Source organism: Bizionia gelidisalsuginis (genome assembly GCF_008086185.1).
GTDB lineage: Bacteria > Bacteroidota > Bacteroidia > Flavobacteriales > Flavobacteriaceae > Bizionia > Bizionia saleffrena.
On sequence record NZ_VSKN01000030.1, the window covers coordinates 1 to 20304 of the forward strand.

Genomic DNA, 20304 nt, shown 5'->3' on the forward strand with positions numbered 1-20304 from the left:
CAAATCATATGTTGACTCCAAATCAAATACACAAACAATGTAAAATAGAAATGAAAACTTATAAATCAAAAAAGCTGAACAATGGAGTCATTGTTCAGCTTTAAATATTAAATTTAATCCTTTATTAATCTGTAGCGATTATTCAGACTAGACATATACTTTTTAAGATTATATTACTAACGCTGGTTACTTAGACTCGTTAATGATTGTAAATCTTTTATATTGTTCTTCTGTTAATACACTTTCCATTGTAGCCGAAAATTTTGCTTCAACAGTAGCCATATTTTTCGCATACGCAGGAGTGTTAACACCGTCGTGCTTCGCTAAAGAATATTCTTTAAGCGCTTTTTCTCGATAAGCTTGATAGGTTTCTTCCAATGCATCATCAGAAAATTTTAATTCTTTTCTTAACTCGTATGCCTTTTCGTTAGCCACTTTGTTAATCTCAAGTTTGTTCTGAGCAACTGCGTTTTGAGTTCCTAAAACGAGCGCAAAAGCAAAGAAGCAAAAAGTAATTATTTTTTTCATTTTTTCAAGTATTATTCATTAATTATCCAAAGGAAAGCTATTTACATAATATTCGCAAATAAAAAAGACGCAGATTAATTATGCTGCGTCTTATTATTGTTGACTTAAAGTGAGTAAATGCATCACCTTTTTAAGAGTTAATAGCTATTGTGCTCTTCTTTTATTTAATTTGTCTTCTCTTTTATTCTGTTCTTCTTTAATGGACGACCATTTTGTGTATTGCTCAGCAGTTAAAATTGATTTCATATGATTGTCTCTTTCGTTTTTAAGCGCGTGACGTTTATTTTGAATTTTCTTACGCTCGCCTTTAGAAAGTGATTTATTATTGCGAGCAGCCATCATTTCTTTTTCTAAATTTGCATTTTGAAGCGAAAGAATACTTATTCTTTTTTGTTGTGCTTCATTTAAAGTTAATGCTTTCGTTAAACGTGCTGTTTGCATTTCTGCAATTTCTTCAACGCTACTATTGTTAAATTTTTCAGCTTTTTCATTTTGTGCATTCATCTGGAATGTTACCAATGCAATGGCAATTAATACTAATTTTTTCATCGTTTTTAAGTGTTTATTATCGCGTAAGCGAATCGTTAATATAGTGTTGTTGGTTGTTTTTAAGACTATTAAGCGAATTTAAGGTTTAATAGTATGCGTAAATATAACTTCTTTTTTACAGTTTAGCGTCTCTTCTAAATACTTTATCTTTACGTAAATCTAAAATACGTATTATGAAAAAAGGATTAACTCTAGTTTTAAGCCTTGTAGCCTTATGGTCTTGTAAAAATGAGGTTGAAAAAACCACACCTACGGTAGAAATTGAAACTGAACAAACAGAAATGCAAGTTAACTTAAACAAATATGTTAGTGTGAAACTAACCACAGATTTGAGTGGTCTTACCGAAAACGAGCGTAAAATGCTACCTATTTTAATTAAGGCTGCCGATAAAATGAATGCTCTTTTCTGGTACGAAGCGTATGGTGATTGTGATGCTTTATTAAATTCTATTGAAGATAACGACACGAAAAAATACGCGTCTATTAATTATGGCCCTTGGGATCGCTTAGCAAATAATAAACCGTTTGTTGACGGTGTAGGTGAAAAACCCAAAGGCGCTAATTACTATCCGCAAGATATGACAAAGGAAGAATTTGAAAATGCAACGTTAGAAAATAAATCGGGTTTATACAATTTTGTACGTCGTGACGAGAGTGGGAAATTATTCACGATTCCTTATCACCAGAAATTTGAAGCTGAAGTAAAAGAAGTTTCAAGCTTATTATTAGAGGCAGCGGAATTAGCAGACGACGCCGGATTTAAAAAGTACTTAGAGTTGCGGGCCGCGGCAGTATTAAATGACGAATACCAAGCGAGTGATTTTGCTTGGATGGAAATGAAAAATAATACGTTGGATATTGTTATTGGGCCCATTGAAACATACGAAGATCAATTATTCGGGAATAAAGCGGCTCACGAAGGTTATGTTTTAATTAAAGATCAAGAATGGAGCGAGCGTTTGGCAAGGTTCAGTCGCTTTTTACCAGAATTGCAAAAAGGATTACCTGTTGCCGATAAATACAAACAAGAAGAGCCAGGAACCGATAGCGATTTAAATGCTTACGATGTTGTGTTTTATGCGGGTGACTGTAATTCTGGAAGTAAAACGATCGCGATTAACTTACCAAATGATGAAGAGGTACAACTTAAAAAAGGAACACGCCGCTTGCAATTAAAAAATGCAATGCAGGCAAAATTTGATAAAATATTATTACCAATTACCGATGTGCTAATTACCGAAGACCAACGTAAGCACGTTACTTTTAATGCTTTTTTTGCAAATACAATGTTCCATGAAGTCGCACACGGTTTAGGTATTAAAAACACCATTAATAATAAAGGAACAGTTCGTACCTCTTTAAAGGAATACGCAAGTGCACTGGAAGAAGGTAAAGCAGATGTTTTAGGATTATATATGGTGCAACAACTGCACGCTAAAGGTGAGCTTAAAGAAGATTTAAAAGATAATATGGTTACGTTTATGGCTGGTATTTTTAGATCTGTGCGTTTTGGCGCGTCTAGTGCGCACGGAAAAGCAAATATGATTCGTTTTAATTTCTTTAAAGAAATGGGAGCATTTTCTAGAAATGAAGATGGAACATACGCCGTACAATTTGATAAAATGGAAGTCGCAATGAAAGAATTATCGAAAGTGATTTTAACCTACCAAGGAGAAGGCGATTACGATGGTGTTGGGGCTTTTGTAAGTAAATACGGAGAGATTCCAGAAGAACTTCAAAGTGATTTAGATCGTTTAAGCGAAGCAGGTATTCCTGTAGATGTAATTTTCGAACAAGGGATTGAAACTTTAGGCTTATAAGTGTTATAACAGGGTGTGTATCAAATTTTATGAAAGCTTCGAGGTCTACTTGAAGCTTTTTTGTGCGGTTTATGTTTAACCAGAAACAGCGTTACTTTATTAAAAGTAACGCTGTTTTATATTAAACTAAATTGAGGTTTAAACTAGCTCGACAAACAAACCATCGTCTGTTTTTTCGACTTTTGCTACACCTAATTTCGTTAATCCTTTAATTGTTTTATCCCATTTTTTATTACTCAAGCCAGAATCGGCTTTAAGTATATTTAAATCTACTGGCGATTGTTTCTTTAAAATAGCGAACACTGCTTTTTCATCATCACCCATCGGAATTGCTTTTTTCTCTGGTCGCATTTGCGGAAAGAAAAGCACCTCTTGAATAGATTGGTTATTTGTTAAATACATAATTAAACGGTCCATTCCAATCCCCATTCCAGAGGTTGGAGGCATACCATATTCTAAAGCACGTAAAAAGTCTTCGTCAATAAATTCGGTAGCTTCATCATCTCCTTTTTGCGCTAGTTTTAATTGGTGCTCAAAACGTTCACGTTGGTCAATCGGGTCATTAAGCTCAGAGTACGCATTGGCAATTTCTTTACCACAAACCATTAATTCAAAACGCTCGGTTAATTCAGGATTGTCTCTGTGTTCCTTACATAGTGGGCTCATTTCTTTCGGGTAATCGGTAATAAAGGTAGGTTGGATATAATTACCTTCACATTTTTCGCCGAAAATTTCATCAATTAATTTTCCTTTACCCATAGTAGCATCTACTGCAATACCCATACTTTTTGCAGCTTCGCGGATCTCGTCTTCGGATTTATTCGTAATATCAAAACCTGTAAAATGCTTAATAGAATCGGCCATAGTTACACGTGCGTAAGGCGCTTTAAAACTAATTTTATGCTCGCCAAAAGTCGCTTCACTCGTTCCGTTAACAGCAATTGCACAATGTTCTAGAAGTTTTTCGCAAAAATCCATCATCCAATTGTAGTCCTTATAAGCCACATAGATTTCCATCGCTGTAAACTCCGGATTATGGGTTTTATCCATTCCTTCGTTTCTAAAGTTTTTAGAAAACTCGTAGACACCATCAAAACCACCAACAATTAAACGTTTTAGGTATAATTCGTTAGCGATACGCATATATAACGGAATATCTAAACTATTATGGTGTGTAATAAATGGTCTCGCTGCAGCACCACCTGGAATAGGTTGTAAAACAGGAGTTTCTACCTCGAAATATCCAGATTCGTTAAAAAAGTTACGCATAGCATTAAACAACCTTGTACGTTTAATAAATACTTCTTTAACGTGAGGGTTTACCACTAAATCGGCATAGCGACGGCGGTAACGCAATTCAGGGTCAATAAAGGCATCGTGTGCATTCCCATCCGAATCAATTTTTGGTAATGGTAATGGTTTTAATGCTTTACTAAGCAATTTAAATTCTTTTACCATCACTGTTTTTTCACCTACTTTCGTTGTGAAAAGCTCACCTTCAATACCAATAAAATCACCAATATCTAGTAATTTTTTATAAACATCGTTGTATTGACTTTTATCATCTCCAGCACAAATTTTGTCACGATTAAAGTATACTTGAATTCTGCCTTCGCTATCTTGAAGTTCGGCAAAACTTGCATTACCTTGAATACGACGAGACATTAAACGTCCTGCAATAACCACCTTTTTACCGTTTTCAAAATCCTGTTTGACTTGCTTTGAAGTCTCAGAAACAGGAAATAAATCGGCTGGATAAGGGTTGATTCCTAACTCGCGTAATTTGGCAAGTTTTTCTCTTCGTACGAGCTCTTGCTCAGATAATTGTGACATAGTTAAATTTGTGTGTAATTAAGCCTGCAAAGATAAGATTATTACACTGCAATTAAAATTATTTTTTGGATACCATTCTAGTTACGCGTACACAAGTTGCTTCCCGATAAAAAAAGAGAGCGCTTCCATAACTGCTTAACTAAGACCTCATAATGAATAGTTAATAATAAAATTAAAATCGAAAGAGTAAGCGCTAACGTTAAGTGTAACAAAAAGATTTAATAACCGTCTTATGTAGTGTTATAGGATATGTAAATTTTTCTATCGTCAATCAAATCAAATCAAATCAAAAAAATAAATCAAAGTTATGGGGTTTTGGAGAGTATTATTGTCAATAATTTGTCCGCCGTTAGCCGTTTTAGATAAAGGCTGTGGTTCTATATTAATTGTGTTTTTATTATGGCTCTGTGGCTGGGTGCCTGGCATTGTTGCCGCTTTAGTGATTTTAAATAACCCAAATAGGTAGGTCTTTATAATAAGGGCAGTTTTTACTAAACTTTTAAAAAAATTACGACGTCTTTCAATTAGTAATTCTAGCTTAACTTATCATAATAGTATTCTCTACCTTTTTTTAAACTACTTTCACTTAGTAACATTAAGAGCTTCAGTAATTAATTTGTAATTTTGTAGTCTATGAATAAGCACATCGAACTACAGGATTTAGGGTCTAAAGATTTTAAAGATACTTGGAATTACCAAGAGGAATTATTTAAAGGGATTTTAGATATTAAAATTAGAAACAGAAGAGAAGATGCAAGTTTGGAAACCAATAACTATTTTCTTTTTGTTGAACATCCGCATGTTTACACCTTGGGTAAAAGTGGAGATGTGTCCAACTTATTGCTTAATGAAGATCAGCTAAAAGAAAAAGGTGCTACGTTTTATAAAATTAATCGTGGTGGTGATATTACGTATCATGGACCCGGACAAATTGTTGGTTACCCTATTTTGGATTTGGATAATTTCTTTACCGACATACATAAATATTTACGCTTTTTAGAAGAAATGATAATTCTTACTCTCGACGAGTACGGATTAAAAGCCGAACGTAGCCCTGGAGAAACTGGCGTGTGGCTAGATGTTGGGACGCCGTTTGCTAGAAAAATTTGCGCAATGGGTGTACGTGCGAGTCGCTGGGTAACAATGCACGGTTTTGCCTTAAACGTAAATGCTAATTTGGGCTATTTCGATAATATTATTCCTTGTGGCATTCGCGGAAAAGCCGTGACTTCTCTTAATGTAGAATTAGGAAAACTAACCGTTAACGAAGACGAAGTCAAAGAAAAATTAATAAAACACTTTGCAATGCTTTTTGAAGCTGAGTTTACGACAGCAAAGGTGTAATTTACTATGGTATACAAATTAAAAAAAGCGGCTTTATTTTTACGAGATTGTTTTTTTTATGATCTATAAAGCGTGGATTATAGTAGTTTCTGCTCTTCTTCATTAATAATTTGTGCTTTTATAGCCTGATGTAATCGGTCTTTTGCTTCAGCATAAGAAATGTTGTAGGCTCTAGAAAACTGATGGTATTCTTTTGGGAAGTGTTCCAATAAACTATCGTAATAAGTGTTTAGCTCTTTTTTGGTAGGGAGTTCGAATTTTAGTTTAAGCTGAAAACGACGTAACAATGCCGAATCGATAGCATTACTATAATTAGTGGCTGCAATTAAAAGCGCGTCTTTTGGGTAATAATCAATAAGCTGAATAATGCTATTTACCAGACGCTGCATTTCGGCAGAGTCTTTTTGGTTAAGGCTTCGCGATGTGCCTAAATAATCAAATTCGTCAATAAATAACACCGCTTTTTCTTGCGCCGCTTTTTTAAACACAGTGGCTACATTTTTCGGCGTCTCACCTAATCTTGCTGATACAATCGTACTTAAATCTAAAATATAGATTTTTTTGTTAATGTGTTTAGCAATGGCTTTTGCTGTTGTTGTTTTTCCGCAACCGGTGTGGCCGTACAATAAAATTTTGTTATCTGCCGCTAAATCGTACTTGCTTAACGCATCAATATGCTTAAATTCTTTAAGTAAACGCGTTAAAGAATTTTTATTCTCTGGACTAAAATGAATGGTATCAAAGTCAATTGTTGTTTCGTCGTGAATCGTTAAATTAGAAACGCTCATTATCTTGTTTTAATTAATTAAGCTTCATTGTTAAAAAACACCTTATAATAATGCATTTTTTTGTCCTCGTCATAACCACGTTCTAAATGTTCACTCGCCGCATCAGGCGCATCAATATCTAATTTAATTTGTATGTGAGTATCTAGTTTTATATCGGTTTTAATCTTTTTCTTTTCTTTTGTAACTACAGCTTCAGCCAAATCGAATTGATTACGTAATACTAAACTTAAATCTGTTTCATAATCTTTTTTAAAATCTTCAAATTCTCGAATGTGTTTTTCATCAGTAAAAACCTCTTCTTTAAAACGCTCGACATTTATCGTTTCATTTTCTTTAAAATAATCTATCGTTTTCGCTAAAAAGATATTGCGCTCTTGTTCGCCGTAACTTGTTTTTAAGACTTCGGTAGAAAACTCTTTGCATAATTCTAAATAGTTATGCGTATGGTTATTCATATCGTCGGCATACTTAATATTTAAGAAATTATCGATCCAATATTGCGCGTCGTAACTGTTATTGTCTACACTTAAAATAATATGGCCTTCGGTGTCTTTTTGGTTTAAAATTAAACAGCCTTTATCTACTTTTTTAGAGCTAATTCCTTTTTGTACCAGCACATCGTAACTATTATTTTCTAAAAAGGTTTGAAAAAAATTGACTTTACTCTCAATTTTAAAAATACCGATAGCATTTGTTACCATCTCCTTATATTCTATGCCTTCAAAAATAGCGACTAAAACATCTCCGGTTTTTATTTGCGCCGAATTAGATTGCTCGTATAAATGTTTTACAATATTTTTTGAAGACTCTACAAAGGCTTCTTCATCTCCTAAAATGGATTTTGCGTAGGCGTTTATTTCATTCAATTCTACATTTGCGTGATGATTAAAACGGAAACTTTGCACAACAGATCCGAAAGGACGCAACAAAAACGGAAGCATAAGTTCGTAACTCGCTTCGTCGAAATGCACTTCTTTCTCAGAAAAAGCATTTTTTGTATCGTTGTGTTTGTTACCGACTTTATGAATTATAAACTTCGAAATAGTCGCATTTGTACGTTTTATCATCTTGTAAATTTGAATTAAATCAGAATTGAGTTTTGCCTATGCAATAGTACTAATTATAGTAGAATTAAAATAACAAAAAATGATAACTCGCGTGTTTCTTTTTATATTGGAACTCTAATTTTTGAATGATTTTTTAGCGGAGAAATGACTACAGTTATGGATTGTGAGTAAATATAATGTAATTGTGAAGGAAAGTTTTTGAAGAAAAAAGAACTCCGCAATACGATTTAGAGGTTTGAAATTAAAAGTAGCATAAAACCAAATTGATTAATAGCACCTTGATTGTAGGAAAGGGTTTTACCACCTTATTAATTTCGATTTACTAATTCGTGCTCTATGCGTGTTACGGAGTTTAAGAATAATTGGAGGCTTAGTATGCAATATCGTAATAGTCGCAAACGGCTCTAAAATCAGTTACATCTACGCCAGCGTTTAATAACTCTTCATAAGCGTTTAGATGATTATTATTATTACTGTTTTTGGAACTATTGGATGCTTCTATAATTACAATTTTAAGCAAATCAATATCACCAGCATTAATACTATATGAGCTTCCGGTAACGCCATCTACATAATCTAAACTATAGTTGCCTACAGTAATGGTTATCGAAACACTAAAAGGAATAATATCGGCAACAGCAGGTAAAGGAAACCACATCTCGCCTCTTTTAATATAGCCTAGTATGACGTCATTATTTATGACATCTTGGGTTAATTCTGGCACAGATTTATCGTCGAACGAACCTGATTCCGTAGACATATCTATAGTTAATACTTGTACATTGGCATTGCCATTTATTCCATCAGTTCCCGAAATACCCTGTTCGCCTTGTGCACCAACAACGCCATCTGCGCCGTCTTCTACAGAACAGGAGAAGCTAAAACTAATTAATAAAGCTAATACTACATACTTCGTTTTTAATACTAAATGTTTCATAATTTTAATGTTTAAGATTAATAGTTTATTTACTTATTTAATTGGACTTTTTACAAAAGGTTAACAAGAGAACTTCTTTTTTTTTAATTTTTGTACAAAGACCCATATTCTGAAGTGTCTAAAGTATAATTGATTGTTTCTAAAGCAGTACATACCATTTTCATTGGTTTAGGTTTACGGCGCGAAGTATCTACCATATCCATTTCCATAACTAAACCGTCACCAAGACTTAACCATTTTTGATTGAATTTTTTAGTGCCTTTCATTTGTTGCTTCAGGTTTAAAAAACGCACTTCAGTTTCTTTTGTAATCCAAATAGAACCTTGGGAGTCTTGGCTTTTTACGGTATATTCTTCACATAAAAACTTTAAAATAGTTTTGGTGCGTCCTGTTTTTTTAAATGAAATGTCTTGTTCTGTTTCGACCTGTTCGGGAGCATCGTTTATATCGAAACCCATACTAATTACCGTTTTTTTGCCATCGACAGTCATAAAAGTGAATAGTGTATTTCTTGTAGCATCGATAACCATAATCATATCCTCCATACCTTTCTCTTCGTAATTATATTTTGAGCCCATATAATTGCCGCTTTCGGAAAGGAAATAGGTAATGTCGAAAGTCTTTTTACCATCATTAAACCTCATAACATATTTATGGGTAAACGCGTAGCTTCCAGCGGGAGCTTCAGCTTTACCCATAATATTAAAAGGACTGCTAGTTTTCGAAGTTTTTGAAGGATTATTAAATGTAGAGTCGAATGCTTTACTTGTTTCTCGTGCTGTTTTTTCTTCGGCTTTCCCTTCAATGGTACGCTCGACAACTTTGCCTAATTTTTTTCCTAGCTTTTTAAAAATCTGAGCGTTTATAGAAGTGCTAACACACATAAGAATAATTAAGGGGAGTAATTTAAATAGTTTCATAATTAAAAGGTTTTGGTTTACTATTTAATAGTATGGAAATAAAAAGGTTAACATTAAATATGAGTTTTTTTTAAAATGTTGTATTTTAGATTAAAGTAGTGTTAACCTTTTCGAAGCATTTACATTAATGGGTACAGTAGATTTAGACATCACAATTGAAGACCTCCAAAAAGGATCGGAGATTATTTATAAAAAGATTTACGAGAATAATCGGGCCAGATTTATTCATTTTGCTAGGCGCTATAATTTGGAAGACGACGACATTATAGATGTATATCAAGACGCTTATATTGCCTTTTATACTAATGTAATGAGTGGAAAATTGCAGGCGTTAACTAGTAGCGTTTCTACCTACATTATTAGTATAGGAAAGTTTATGATTTTTGATAGGATAAAAAGAAGTAATAAAATGGAAATAGTAGATTTTGATGTGCGTCTATTACAAAAAGAGTCTAAAATTAGTGAAACCATTGAAATGGAGACAGAAGCATTAACAACGCAACAGCGCTTGCTTAAAAAACATTTTAAAACGCTAGGTAAACAATGCCAAGAACTACTCACTTTGTTTTATTACCGTGGATACACCATAAAAGAGATTTTAAGCCAAGGCGATTATAATACCGAAAATGTAGTAAAAAGCACCAAATCGCGTTGCATGAAAACATTAAGAGAACGCATAAAGCTTAACTAAATTTGTAATGAAAAAAGAAGAATTATTAAACGGTTATTTTTCTCACAGCTTAACACCAAATCAAGAACAATTATTTGAGAGTTTATTAGCTGAAGATGCCGAATTTAAGGCACAATTTGAATTTGAAAAAAACTTAAAACTTGCGATAAAAGAGACCGAAAGCGAGCGTCTTAAAACCAAATTGAAAACCTTAGAAACCGAAATAAAGACGCGTAAAGAATCTGATGAGAAAACACAATGGTTTAATTGGAAAATAGCGGCGGCAGTACTTTTATTTATGTCGGCTAGCTGGTTTGGCTACGATGCTTTTTTTGGTGTAAATACCGTAGAATTATACGCAACTAATTACGTTACACATCCTAATACTGTGTTTCCTATTACCCGAAGCGACACTATAAATTCTATAGAACGTCAAGCTTTTGTGGCATACGAAGCTCAAGATTTTGACATGGCTTTAACTAATTTTAATACTATTAAAAATCCTGAAGAATATATCTTATTTTATAAAGCGCAGACCTATTTAGAACTCGGTGACTTAGAAAAAGCAAAGGGATTACTTAATAAAAATACCACCGAAGCTTCTTCTTTTATTGGGGAATCACATTGGTATCTAGCGTTAATTTATTTAAAACAAAATGATATCGTACGGGCCAAAAAGGAACTCAAATTAGTTTTAAGGCAACAGAATTACAAACGTGAAGAAGCTAAAAAGTTATTAAATAAGTTAAGTTAATTTACGCCGATTTTTAATTAAAAGTAGTATAATTAAAAGCGCGACGATACCTATTATATATACTGTATAATTTGTTGTTGTTTGTAAAGGGGTTGTATTTCCAGAAATAATAAATCCAGACCAATAATAAGGGTGAGACAACCCCGTTTCTTTATTAGAATTAATAAATTCTAGTTTAGCGGCTTGGAGACTCTTATCTTTTGGTTGCCCAGAAGCTAGGTTAGAGTAAAATGCATCCATTAATTGTGAGGAAGACGCGTCGTTAATTTTCCAAAGCGTACTCGCTAAACTCGAGGCGCCACTAAAGTAAAACCCGCGCGCTAAACTGAGCAAGCCTTCCCCGCGTTTTAATTCTCCCATCCCGGTATCGCAAGCACTTAACGTTACCAAATCGGCATTAAGTTTTAAATTATATAGGTCTTTTACATATAGCAGATTTTCATTTTTTATGTTGGCGCTAAATGCCAAGTAGGAGTACTCTGGGGTAGAATTATTAAAAACGGCGTGAGTAGCCAAATGTAGAATACTGTATTTACTACTTAAAGTATCAAAAGCCTTCAAATTAGCTTGCGTATCAAAATACAAATCACTTTTAAAATGATTTGCTAAGCTTCGGATTTCCTTTGCTGTATTGGGTAACGGTAAAAGAGTGCTAATTTTACCTGCGAATGTAGGAGCAAAGGCTAAAAGTTTTCCATTGTTTTTCTTTTTGCCCTTTAATTGCTCTAATAATGTAGCCGAATTAATGTAGCTAATCTCATATTCTTGGATCGCATAATTATATTCTGTGTTTAAAGATTCTAGCGCTCCAAAAGGAATATAATTGAGTAAACCGTCAGGAATAATTACTAAGTTTTTAATTTTTTCTAGTTCAAATGTTTTCGGCATTAGAATAGCAAAAAGTTCTTTAGAAATTGTAGCTAAGTTTTTACGATTGGAAGTCGGCGAACTTATAAGTTTTTGAAAATTTAAAAGGGACGTTTGAAGTGCTTTAGTATTGCGAATGCGTTTCAGTTCTTTAGTAGAATTGGTAATGGTAATGCGGTAGATGAAAGAATTACCGTAGAAAAATGCAATTATGGCTTCCTTAGTTTTTAAGGATTTCTGAAGTTGATTTGCGGTAACGACGTCTTGATTGTATTTTAAATTGTAATAGTTTATGTGGTCTTTTTCAAGACCTTCGATAAGTTCTCGGTACTCCAATTGCAATTCGAATAATTCATCTTTTTTATCAGTATTAGTATTGGTGTTGAGTTCTTTTTCTAATGCCGTGATTTGGTATTTTAAAATGTGCTCTTTTTCGATAATATGATTAGGAATGTTGGCATAAGTAAAAGCCTCGCTAGTTAACAAGGCATCCAGAAGGAGTACACTTTTGTTTTTTTCGGTAAGAAAGAAAGCGTGGTCAATTAATGCTTCATTTTTAGTCTCTCCATATAAGTTGTACGTAGCATCCAGGCCTGTTTCAATTAAAGGATAAGCGTCGTTAATTAATAATAATTTATCCGTGTTGTTTTTAAAGGAGGGTTTTAAAATGTCTAAAATAGCAACGGCGCGATGTACCGTTTTTAGGGCGTTTTCGTAATCTCTAGTTGTATTTAAGAGCTGTGCTTTTATCTTTAATAACCGAAATAACATTGTATTGTTTACCGATGAAGAAATTACGTTATCCCCAGAAACATTTTCTATAGCCTTATTTATTTGTAATAACGCTTTAGGATACTGTTGAATAGCACTATAGAATTTAGATAATTCTTGAGAGATTTCGGCAGTTTCTATATGTTTTTTAGTGTTCCATTTAGCAATATTTAATAGTAGTGCCTTATTAAAATTAGCTACCACAGCAACAGTGTCATTATATAAATGAGCCAATTGTGCCACTGTCTTATAATACTTATACGTATACGGATTGCTGTCCTCCAGAAAAGGTTCCATCTGTTTTAAATAGAATTCCGCACTATCAGTTAGTTTTAATGAAATATAGTTTTCTGCGATGGTATTGGCTTCGGTGAGTATTCCATTAGCATTATTAAAAACAATACTTTGTTTTAGCGATTTTTTATAATAGGTATTAGAAACTAAAGGTTGGTTTTGCTTTTTATAAATTTCGCCAATTAAACTGTAAATTCTATTCAGTTTAAAGACACTGTATGCATCTTCTGCGTGCGTATTTAAAAACCGAATCGCTTTGCTATAATAGTCTTTTGCCATTTCATATTTGCCATCGTTGCTATACATTTTCGCGATTGTTGTGTAGGCACCATAAACTAAATCGTTATTGGGATTATTATTTATGGCTCTAGGATCGCTTTGTGATACATCGATAATAGATTTTAGTGCATCGCGTGCTTTTGTATAATCGTTTAACTTATAGAAATAAACGCCTTTATCATAATTTGCCGAGTTCTTTATATAATACAAACGATCAAGTTGAGATAAAGCGTCTTCGCGAGCACTAAAAATACTGTCGATTTTTTCGATATTGCGTTTTAAAGTACAGAAATCATTAAAATAAGCCGCTGATTTGTTGGCGTATAAATAGGCGTAAATCACATTGGTATAAGTATTGGGGTCTTTTGAGGCCGAAACAATAGCGTTAGAATAGTGAAAAGTGGAGTCCTTATTAGTATACATATAAGTAGTCATCTTTTTAAACATGCTATGTATATCTTCACTTTCATTCTGAGCGCAAATAGAAATCGTGAAAAGCATAAAAAACAGCGACATGAGGCTGTGTTCTATTAATTTAAACGTGATGTTTCTTGGTTTAAAAACCATTATGAATCTGTAATTTGAAAATGAAACGCAGCAGTATAAAGAACTCTAGAGATTTTCAGAGAAAATCAAACTTAAAATTAAGGAGTGTTCTCTATAGGATGTACGCTAACCGAAACATCGTATGTTTTTTTAGAGTCGTCTTTCATTATTTTTTCTATGGTTAAAAAGCCTTCGTCTGTAAATTTTTCTAAATCGGTATTTAAATCGAAAACTACTAATCTCGTATCTAAAATGGGTTCTGGCATAATGTCTTTGGTAGAAAATATTTTTTTACCATTGTTGTCTGTTAAAGTAGCCGAAAGCGAAACAACAGTATTGGTCGCTACAACTTGATTAAGTCTATTAAAGACATCAAAACATAAACAAGGAACAGGCGGCGGCGGCGGTGGCGGCGGTATTATTGGCAGCACTCCTTTTTTAACGAGTATTATAGCTTGGTAATCATTGTTAAGTTTTAAAATTTCTGCTTCGGTCTCTTCGAGAAATACGATGCTATTCTCATCGTTTTTGCCTGCTTGGATTGTCGCGTTTAAACTTTCCAATTCTTTTTTTAAATCTATAATGCGATGTTTAATATAGGCGCGTTCCAAATCGCCTTCGTAAACATAATTATAACTGGTCAGTTCTTTTTTTACAGAATCGGTATCTATGTCTTTATCAGATTCTTTTTTATCATTATTACAAGAGATAAAAACTAAAAGGAACAAATAAATAAGAGGATTTATTTTCATAATACACTTGTTATTAGTTGGTTATTAAACTAAAGTTAAGCTATTTATGTCACATTATAAATAAAAGATAAAAGAAGTTTAAGCGCTGTTATAGAGAAATATAATAAAATTAGAGAAGTGAAAGGCTGTAATTAGTTAGCGCTAAAGCTTCGAATGTAACAGTATTAAAAGAACGTCAAGCCTGTTTAAAAGAGTAAAATAAGCTTGAAAATTATCGTTTTTAGTCTGAATAATTTCCGCTTTGCGAATTAATTAATTTCGTACAGTAAAATAGAATTAGACTCTCCTTTAGTAATAAACTCCAAATTGCTGTCCTTATCAATATTGTCTAATTCAATAGTAGAGTTACCATAAACAGGGAAGTTATCGATGCTTTTTGCTTGGCTATCAAAAAGTAAAACTTTTTGGGCTTGTAAATCGGTTACCGATACGTAAATTTTATTATTGATATAGAATATCTTTGGCGCTGTGTAGTTTCCAAAATCCAATTCTAACGTCTTATTTCTAATCATTAGTTTGTTGTCACTTTGTGCAGCCAATGTTTTTGTGGTAGTAGTAAACGCTACGTTATCGTTTAAATCTAGATTTTTTATGCTAGCGCCTCCTTTTTGGTCAATGCTTATTAGTTTCCCGTCTTGGGTAATCGTTGTAAACGTATTGTTGTATTCGTAAACGCCTTGATCGCTGTAATTAGCTTTAGTTTTTGGGGTAACACGAGCCGAACCGCGACGTGATAAAATATGAAGTTGCTTCTCTGTTTTTACCAAAATATAATCTTTATTTCCTAAACGTATGTGTTGCGGTTTGTGATTAATCGTTCCGTTTGCTTTAGTAAATTTAAATCCTTTTACTGTTTTTCCTGTAGCATCATAAATTAATACATTGGAGCCTTGCGTAACAAATAATCTGTATTTTTTATTAGTATCGTAATCAAAAACCGATAAGGGCTGTGTGATTTTATCTTTAAAAATCATCGGGAAATTGTCTACATTCTTTCCGTTTCTAGCAATTACATACACGTGGTTTGGCGTTGCAAATACTAATTGTAATCGGCCATTTTTATAGGTGTCAATTTGTTCAATACTACCTAAAATTGGTCCTTTTAATTGTTTCTTCCATAAAATATTTCCAGTATTAGAAATTAAATACAGTTTGTTTTTAACATCTTGGACTACAATTTCTTTTTCTTTAGTACGATGGTTTAGCACAAACTGCGGTGTATTTAAAATATCGTTATCTAATTTAATATTTAAAAGTTCTGTAACGGCATTGCGTTCTGCTTTTGCTTTATTCTTTTTAATGATGGCATTAACGTGGGCGAAATTAGTATCGTATATGTATTGAATGCCAGATAATTTATACGCTTGTAACGTCGGTTTAATTTCAGAATCCAGCCCCTTTTCTAAAGTCGTTTTTAAAATTGAAGAGGTCGCCATTTGAAATAAAGACGATTGGTCGCTAAAATTTGAAACCACCTCATTATAATAGTCCCGATCGCTAAGAGTCGTTTTATTTTGGTAGTTCGCAATAATATTTTGAAGGTTTTCTATGGTGTTCGAAAACACAAAAAACTGATCGATATTACAATAATAAGCGGCCTCTTTAAAACCGATAAGTGGCGAAAATGTTTTTTGAAAAACAGCAGGCGCATCAAACCTATATATGGTGACTTGTCTGTACTCTTCCGCTTCGGTTTGTGCACTAATTAAAGCATCTCTAGTAGCAATTACATCTATCGAATTTAATACAACAGCTGTATTATCGCTTTCCGTGATGACGCCAACTTCCACAATATTGTTAAAAAGGGTTGTAATAGAAGTGCTGGTTTTAGTCCCATTGAAAGCCTCCAAATTCGATTTAAAAGTGGCAAACGAATCAAAAGTAAAACTCATTAAATAATCGCAGTTTGAGGGTGCTATTTTAGCAATTTGAGTGTCTTGTGGTGTCGTGTTTTTAAAAACGTTGATTAAACTATTTGTAGAATCGTTAGCCATAGTAATACCATTTAGTAAAATACGGTCTTGAGAAATCTCGGTATCAAAAGCACTATAATTTGTAAAACGAGAGGTGAAAAGACTGTCCGAAGGTAAAAGTGTAGTTTGCGTTTTTAATTGTTTGTGATTTAAAATCACTGAAAACGATTGGTCTGTATTTGTCGTTTTAATTATTTTATCTAACTGTGCGTTCTTTTTTGTGGGATGTAAAATAGCCTCAAGAAGTGGCTGTGTAGAGGCTGCAAAAGCGATACTGTCTTTTATTACCGCATATAAACGTTCGTTTTTAATCGTTATTTTTTGTGCTATGTATTGGTTAATCTTAAATTGTTCAGATTTATGATTCTGTAACGAGTCAATTTTAAATAGGTTTGGTACATATTTCGTAGCAAATGTAAACTGCAAACTATCGTTTTTATCCTTTAATAAAGAGAGCACAATACGTTGGGTAGTATTTACATAATCTAAGGCGACTAATTTTTGAGATAGTTTGTCGTAATTTTTAGTGTCGGCTAAGTCTCCAAGTAAACTATTGTTTTTAAGGTTACTGGTTAAACTTTCTTTGTCTTTTATATGAAGTATAACCGAAGCATTTTCAGGAATTGCATCATATAGCGACGTGGTGTTAGACGTGTTTTGGCAACCCGAAAGTATAAACACTGATAAAAGACTGAAATAAATGTTTTTCATAAAGACTAGTGACATATTTTGGTAAAATTACTTAATCTATTTCTTTTAAAAGAATAAATTAAATCTCAAGTTTTATTTGGTCGGGCAAAAGCTTAAAACTCTTTCGGTGGTATTTTGTAACACCATATTTTCTAATCGCTGCGCGGTGTTCTTTGGTGGGGTATCCTTTGTTTTGCTTCCAGTTGTACATAGGGAACTCCTTATCAATAGTATTCATATACGCATCGCGATAGGTTTTTGCTATAACCGAAGCGGCCGCTATACTTAAAAACTTGCTATCCCCTTTAACTATAGTCTCGTGGGGTATGTTTTTATAAGGTTTGAATCTGTTACCATCAACAATTATAAACAGGGGTGTTGGTTTTAAATTCCCTATGGATTGTTGCATTGCTAAAATTGAAGCATTCAAAATATTAATCTCGTCTATTTTTTCTTGGTAAACGTGCGCGTAACTAAAACAAAGAGCTTCAGCTTCAATAATAGGTAATAAGGCATCGCGTTTTTTTTTAGAAAGTTGCTTAGAATCATTTAATAAAAGATTTTTAAAATGAGTAGGTAATATAACAGCGGCAGCCGTAACTGGGCCAGCTAAACAACCTCGGCCAGCTTCATCTGTGCCACATTCTAATTCTAAACCAGAATAATTTAATTTCAACATTTATATAATACTTAGTATTTTGGAGTTATTAAAGGTAATATTTAAGTCTTTCTTTGTAGAAGATAAAATTCCAAAAAGATATTTCCTATTTTTGACGAAACTTAAGACCTGAGTTTTAAAGTTTAAAAATAATTATGATTTAATGAATAAAATAATTTTAATCCTATTTTTATTAATCTTTAGCATTACAGCCACCGGACAAATAAAACAAACTCTAACTAGAGCTGATTTACAACAAAGCAATAGGAACGATACTATTGCTGATAATAGGGGCTCAAATAAAAGCACTAGCAATAAAAACGTTAAAAATGACGATGTTAAAATTACCGATTATTTAGTCGTGTCTCAGGCCAACGATACCACTCATGTCGATACCACATTAACCATACAAAAGGAGTATAAATACAACTATTTGCGCAAAGATAATTTTAATCTTATGCCATTTGCAAATATCGGACAAAGTTATAATACGCTAAGTTACGACTTCGAGAACACAAGCCTTTTACCCGGGTTTGGTGCGCAAGCCAGACATTTTAATTATATGGAGGCCGAAGATATAAAGTATTACCACGTGCCAACACCGTTAACCGAGTTGTTTTATAAAACCGCTTTTAAGCAAGGGCAATTATTAGATGCTTTTTTTACCGTAAATACCTCAAAACAATTTAATGCCTCTATAGCTTACAAAGGACTTCGTTCTCTAGGTACTTACCAAAACGTGCTAACAAGTACCGGGAATTTTAGGTTTACCTCGAGCTATCAAACTAAAAACAAGCGCTATAATGTGCGCGGGCATTTTGTAGCTCAAGATTTAATGAATCGAGAAAATGGCGGACTAAAAGACAGTAATGTTACTTTTTTCGAATCTGGAGATAAAGATTTGCTAGACAGAGCCCGATTGGAAGTCAACTTTCAAGACGCCGAAAACATTCTTAAAGGCAAACGTTTTTATCTAGATCACAGTTATCAGTTTATAAAAAAAGAAGATTCAACCTCACAAAACACCCTAAACGTAAAGCACGTAATCTCTTTAGATCGCCGTGCATATAAGTACGAACAAGAGGCAGCAAATACCTATTTCGGGGAAGCCTTTCAAGCCACCACATTAAAAGACACCGTCTCATTAGAAAACTTTTATAACCAAGTACAAATAAATTACGCTAATAATACACTAGGAGAATTGCAGTTTAATGTTAGTAATAACCATTACAATTACGGGTACGATAAAGTTGTAGTGCTAGAAAACGAAACATTAACCAATCGTTTAATTGGGGATATTGTTACTGTTGGCGGTAAATACAAAAAACAAATTGGTCAATTTAAAGTTAAAGGAGATGTTGGTTTAAATGTATCTGGCGATTTCGAAGGTAATTATATAAAAGGTGAAGCAGCCTTTGCTTTAAACGACGATATTTTAGTTGCTGCACAGTTAAATCACAGCTCTAAAGCACCTAATTATAATGTTTTATTATATCAAAGTAGTTATATAAATTACAATTGGCAAAACAGCTTTAATAATACAAAAACACAGCAATTGGCCTTTCATATTAAATCGGATAAATACGTTAATCTATCCATAGACGCGACCACTATAAACGATTATATATACTTTAAAAATTCAGATGTAGATGGACTTGTAAAGCCGTTTCAAAATGAGGCTTCCATTTCTTATTTAAGATTTAAAGCCAATAAGGAATTTCGAGTGGGTAACTTCCACCTCAATAATACCGTAATGTATCAAAACGTAAAAGACGATAATCAGGTCTTTAACGTTCCAGAAGTAATTACCAGAAACACGCTCTATTATTCAAATTACATTTTTAAAAATGCAATGTTTTTGCAAACCGGCTTCACGTTTAACTATTTCACAGAATATAATATGAATGGTTACGATCCCTTACTAGCAGAATTTTACGTGCAAACCGATAGAAAATATGGTGGATTCCCGCGATTGGATTTCTTTATCAATGCGAAAGTGCGTCAAACGCGTATCTATATAAAGGCCGAACATTTTAACGCACCTTTTACCGGTTACGATTATTACGCCGCTCCAAACCATCCGTATCGCGATTTTGCCGTGCGTTTCGGACTAGTTTGGAACTTTTTTCTATAATTCATATTATATTTTGGGCGTTACCGCATTGCAAAACACTGTTTTGTTTTGCAATGCAGTCAGGCTTTCGGCAGTCGCTTCCCGATAAAAAATCGGGAGAGCTCCAACAAAGCCTCAATCCTTAACGCAG

Annotated in this window: 17 protein-coding genes; 6 read left to right on the top strand and 11 right to left on the bottom strand. The window is 33.4% G+C overall.

Features of this window, described 5'->3' with window-relative positions; translation table 11 throughout:
• Positions 1-186: 186 nt before the first annotated feature.
• Both ES677_RS13970 and ES677_RS13975 read right to left on the bottom strand, forming a co-directional pair.
• On the bottom strand, positions 187-528 hold the full coding sequence (locus ES677_RS13970) for a hypothetical protein (protein ID WP_148370398.1): 342 nt from the start codon (positions 526-528) through the stop codon (positions 187-189).
• Positions 529-672: 144 nt separating this feature from the next.
• Positions 673-1077 carry a hypothetical protein gene (locus ES677_RS13975; protein ID WP_148370397.1) on the bottom strand — a complete coding sequence of 135 codons (405 nt, stop codon included), beginning with the start codon at positions 1075-1077 and terminating at the stop codon, positions 673-675.
• A 173-nt stretch (positions 1078-1250) separates the two neighbouring features.
• Here ES677_RS13975 and ES677_RS13980 point away from each other — a divergent pair, with 173 nt between their 5' ends.
• Entirely contained in the window at positions 1251-2897 is a 1647-nt protein-coding gene (locus tag ES677_RS13980) for a dipeptidyl-peptidase 3 family protein (protein ID WP_148381562.1), read from the top strand.
• Positions 2898-3035: 138 nt separating this feature from the next.
• On the opposite strand, the gene lysS is transcribed toward ES677_RS13980, so the two are convergent.
• A complete protein-coding gene (lysS, locus tag ES677_RS13985; RefSeq protein WP_148370395.1) occupies positions 3036-4730 on the bottom strand; it encodes a lysine--tRNA ligase in 1695 nt (564 codons plus the stop codon).
• A 307-nt stretch (positions 4731-5037) separates the two neighbouring features.
• Here lysS and ES677_RS13990 point away from each other — a divergent pair, with 307 nt between their 5' ends.
• Together ES677_RS13990 and lipB are read left to right on the top strand one after the other, a co-directional pair.
• Entirely contained in the window at positions 5038-5196 is a 159-nt protein-coding gene (locus ES677_RS13990) for a YqaE/Pmp3 family membrane protein (RefSeq protein WP_148370394.1), read from the top strand.
• 167 nt (positions 5197-5363) lie between these two features.
• Entirely contained in the window at positions 5364-6074 is a 711-nt protein-coding gene (lipB, locus tag ES677_RS13995; protein ID WP_148381563.1) for a lipoyl(octanoyl) transferase LipB, read from the top strand.
• A gap of 77 nt (positions 6075-6151) precedes the next feature.
• Here lipB and ES677_RS14000 read toward each other — a convergent pair whose 3' ends face one another.
• The 4 genes from ES677_RS14000 to ES677_RS14015 all read right to left on the bottom strand — a co-directional run bounded on the left by ES677_RS14000 (position 6152) and on the right by ES677_RS14015 (position 9786).
• On the bottom strand, positions 6152-6862 hold the full coding sequence (locus ES677_RS14000) for an AAA family ATPase (RefSeq protein WP_148381564.1): 711 nt from the start codon (positions 6860-6862) through the stop codon (positions 6152-6154).
• Positions 6863-6879: 17 nt separating this feature from the next.
• Positions 6880-7929, bottom strand: a complete 1050-nt coding sequence (locus tag ES677_RS14005) for a nucleoid-associated protein (RefSeq protein WP_148370391.1) — start codon at positions 7927-7929, stop codon at positions 6880-6882.
• A 370-nt stretch (positions 7930-8299) separates the two neighbouring features.
• Positions 8300-8866, bottom strand: a complete 567-nt coding sequence (locus tag ES677_RS14010; protein ID WP_148381565.1) for a hypothetical protein — start codon at positions 8864-8866, stop codon at positions 8300-8302.
• Between the two features lie 83 nt (positions 8867-8949).
• A complete protein-coding gene (locus ES677_RS14015; RefSeq protein WP_148381566.1) occupies positions 8950-9786 on the bottom strand; it encodes a DUF4412 domain-containing protein in 837 nt (278 codons plus the stop codon).
• Between the two features lie 127 nt (positions 9787-9913).
• Between ES677_RS14015 and ES677_RS14020 the strand changes: the two genes are divergently transcribed.
• Together ES677_RS14020 and ES677_RS14025 are read left to right on the top strand one after the other, a co-directional pair.
• Positions 9914-10477 carry an RNA polymerase sigma factor gene (locus tag ES677_RS14020; protein WP_148381567.1) on the top strand — a complete coding sequence of 188 codons (564 nt, stop codon included), beginning with the start codon at positions 9914-9916 and terminating at the stop codon, positions 10475-10477.
• Between the two features lie 7 nt (positions 10478-10484).
• Positions 10485-11210 carry a tetratricopeptide repeat protein gene (locus tag ES677_RS14025; protein ID WP_148381568.1) on the top strand — a complete coding sequence of 242 codons (726 nt, stop codon included), beginning with the start codon at positions 10485-10487 and terminating at the stop codon, positions 11208-11210.
• On the opposite strand, the gene ES677_RS14030 is transcribed toward ES677_RS14025, so the two are convergent.
• The 4 genes from ES677_RS14030 to ES677_RS14045 all read right to left on the bottom strand — a co-directional run bounded on the left by ES677_RS14030 (position 11202) and on the right by ES677_RS14045 (position 18061).
• Complete coding sequence (locus ES677_RS14030) at positions 11202-13856, bottom strand: CHAT domain-containing protein (RefSeq protein ID WP_170235068.1); 2655 nt, start codon at positions 13854-13856, stop codon at positions 11202-11204. The two genes, ES677_RS14025 and ES677_RS14030, sit on opposite strands and share 9 nt — an antisense overlap.
• A 209-nt stretch (positions 13857-14065) precedes the next feature.
• Positions 14066-14719 (bottom strand): hypothetical protein, encoded by a 654-nt coding sequence (locus ES677_RS14035; protein ID WP_148370385.1) that lies wholly within the window; start codon positions 14717-14719, stop codon positions 14066-14068.
• A gap of 248 nt (positions 14720-14967) precedes the next feature.
• Positions 14968-17403, bottom strand: a complete 2436-nt coding sequence (locus ES677_RS14040) for a ribonuclease HII (RefSeq protein ID WP_148381570.1) — start codon at positions 17401-17403, stop codon at positions 14968-14970.
• Between the two features lie 58 nt (positions 17404-17461).
• Positions 17462-18061 (bottom strand): ribonuclease HII, encoded by a 600-nt coding sequence (locus tag ES677_RS14045; RefSeq protein WP_148370383.1) that lies wholly within the window; start codon positions 18059-18061, stop codon positions 17462-17464.
• Positions 18062-18203: 142 nt separating this feature from the next.
• Between ES677_RS14045 and ES677_RS14050 the strand changes: the two genes are divergently transcribed.
• The gene (locus tag ES677_RS14050) at positions 18204-20174 is read left to right on the top strand and encodes a putative porin (RefSeq protein ID WP_148381571.1); all 1971 of its coding nucleotides are present in this window, start codon (positions 18204-18206) and stop codon (positions 20172-20174) included.
• Positions 20175-20304 lie beyond the last annotated feature (130 nt).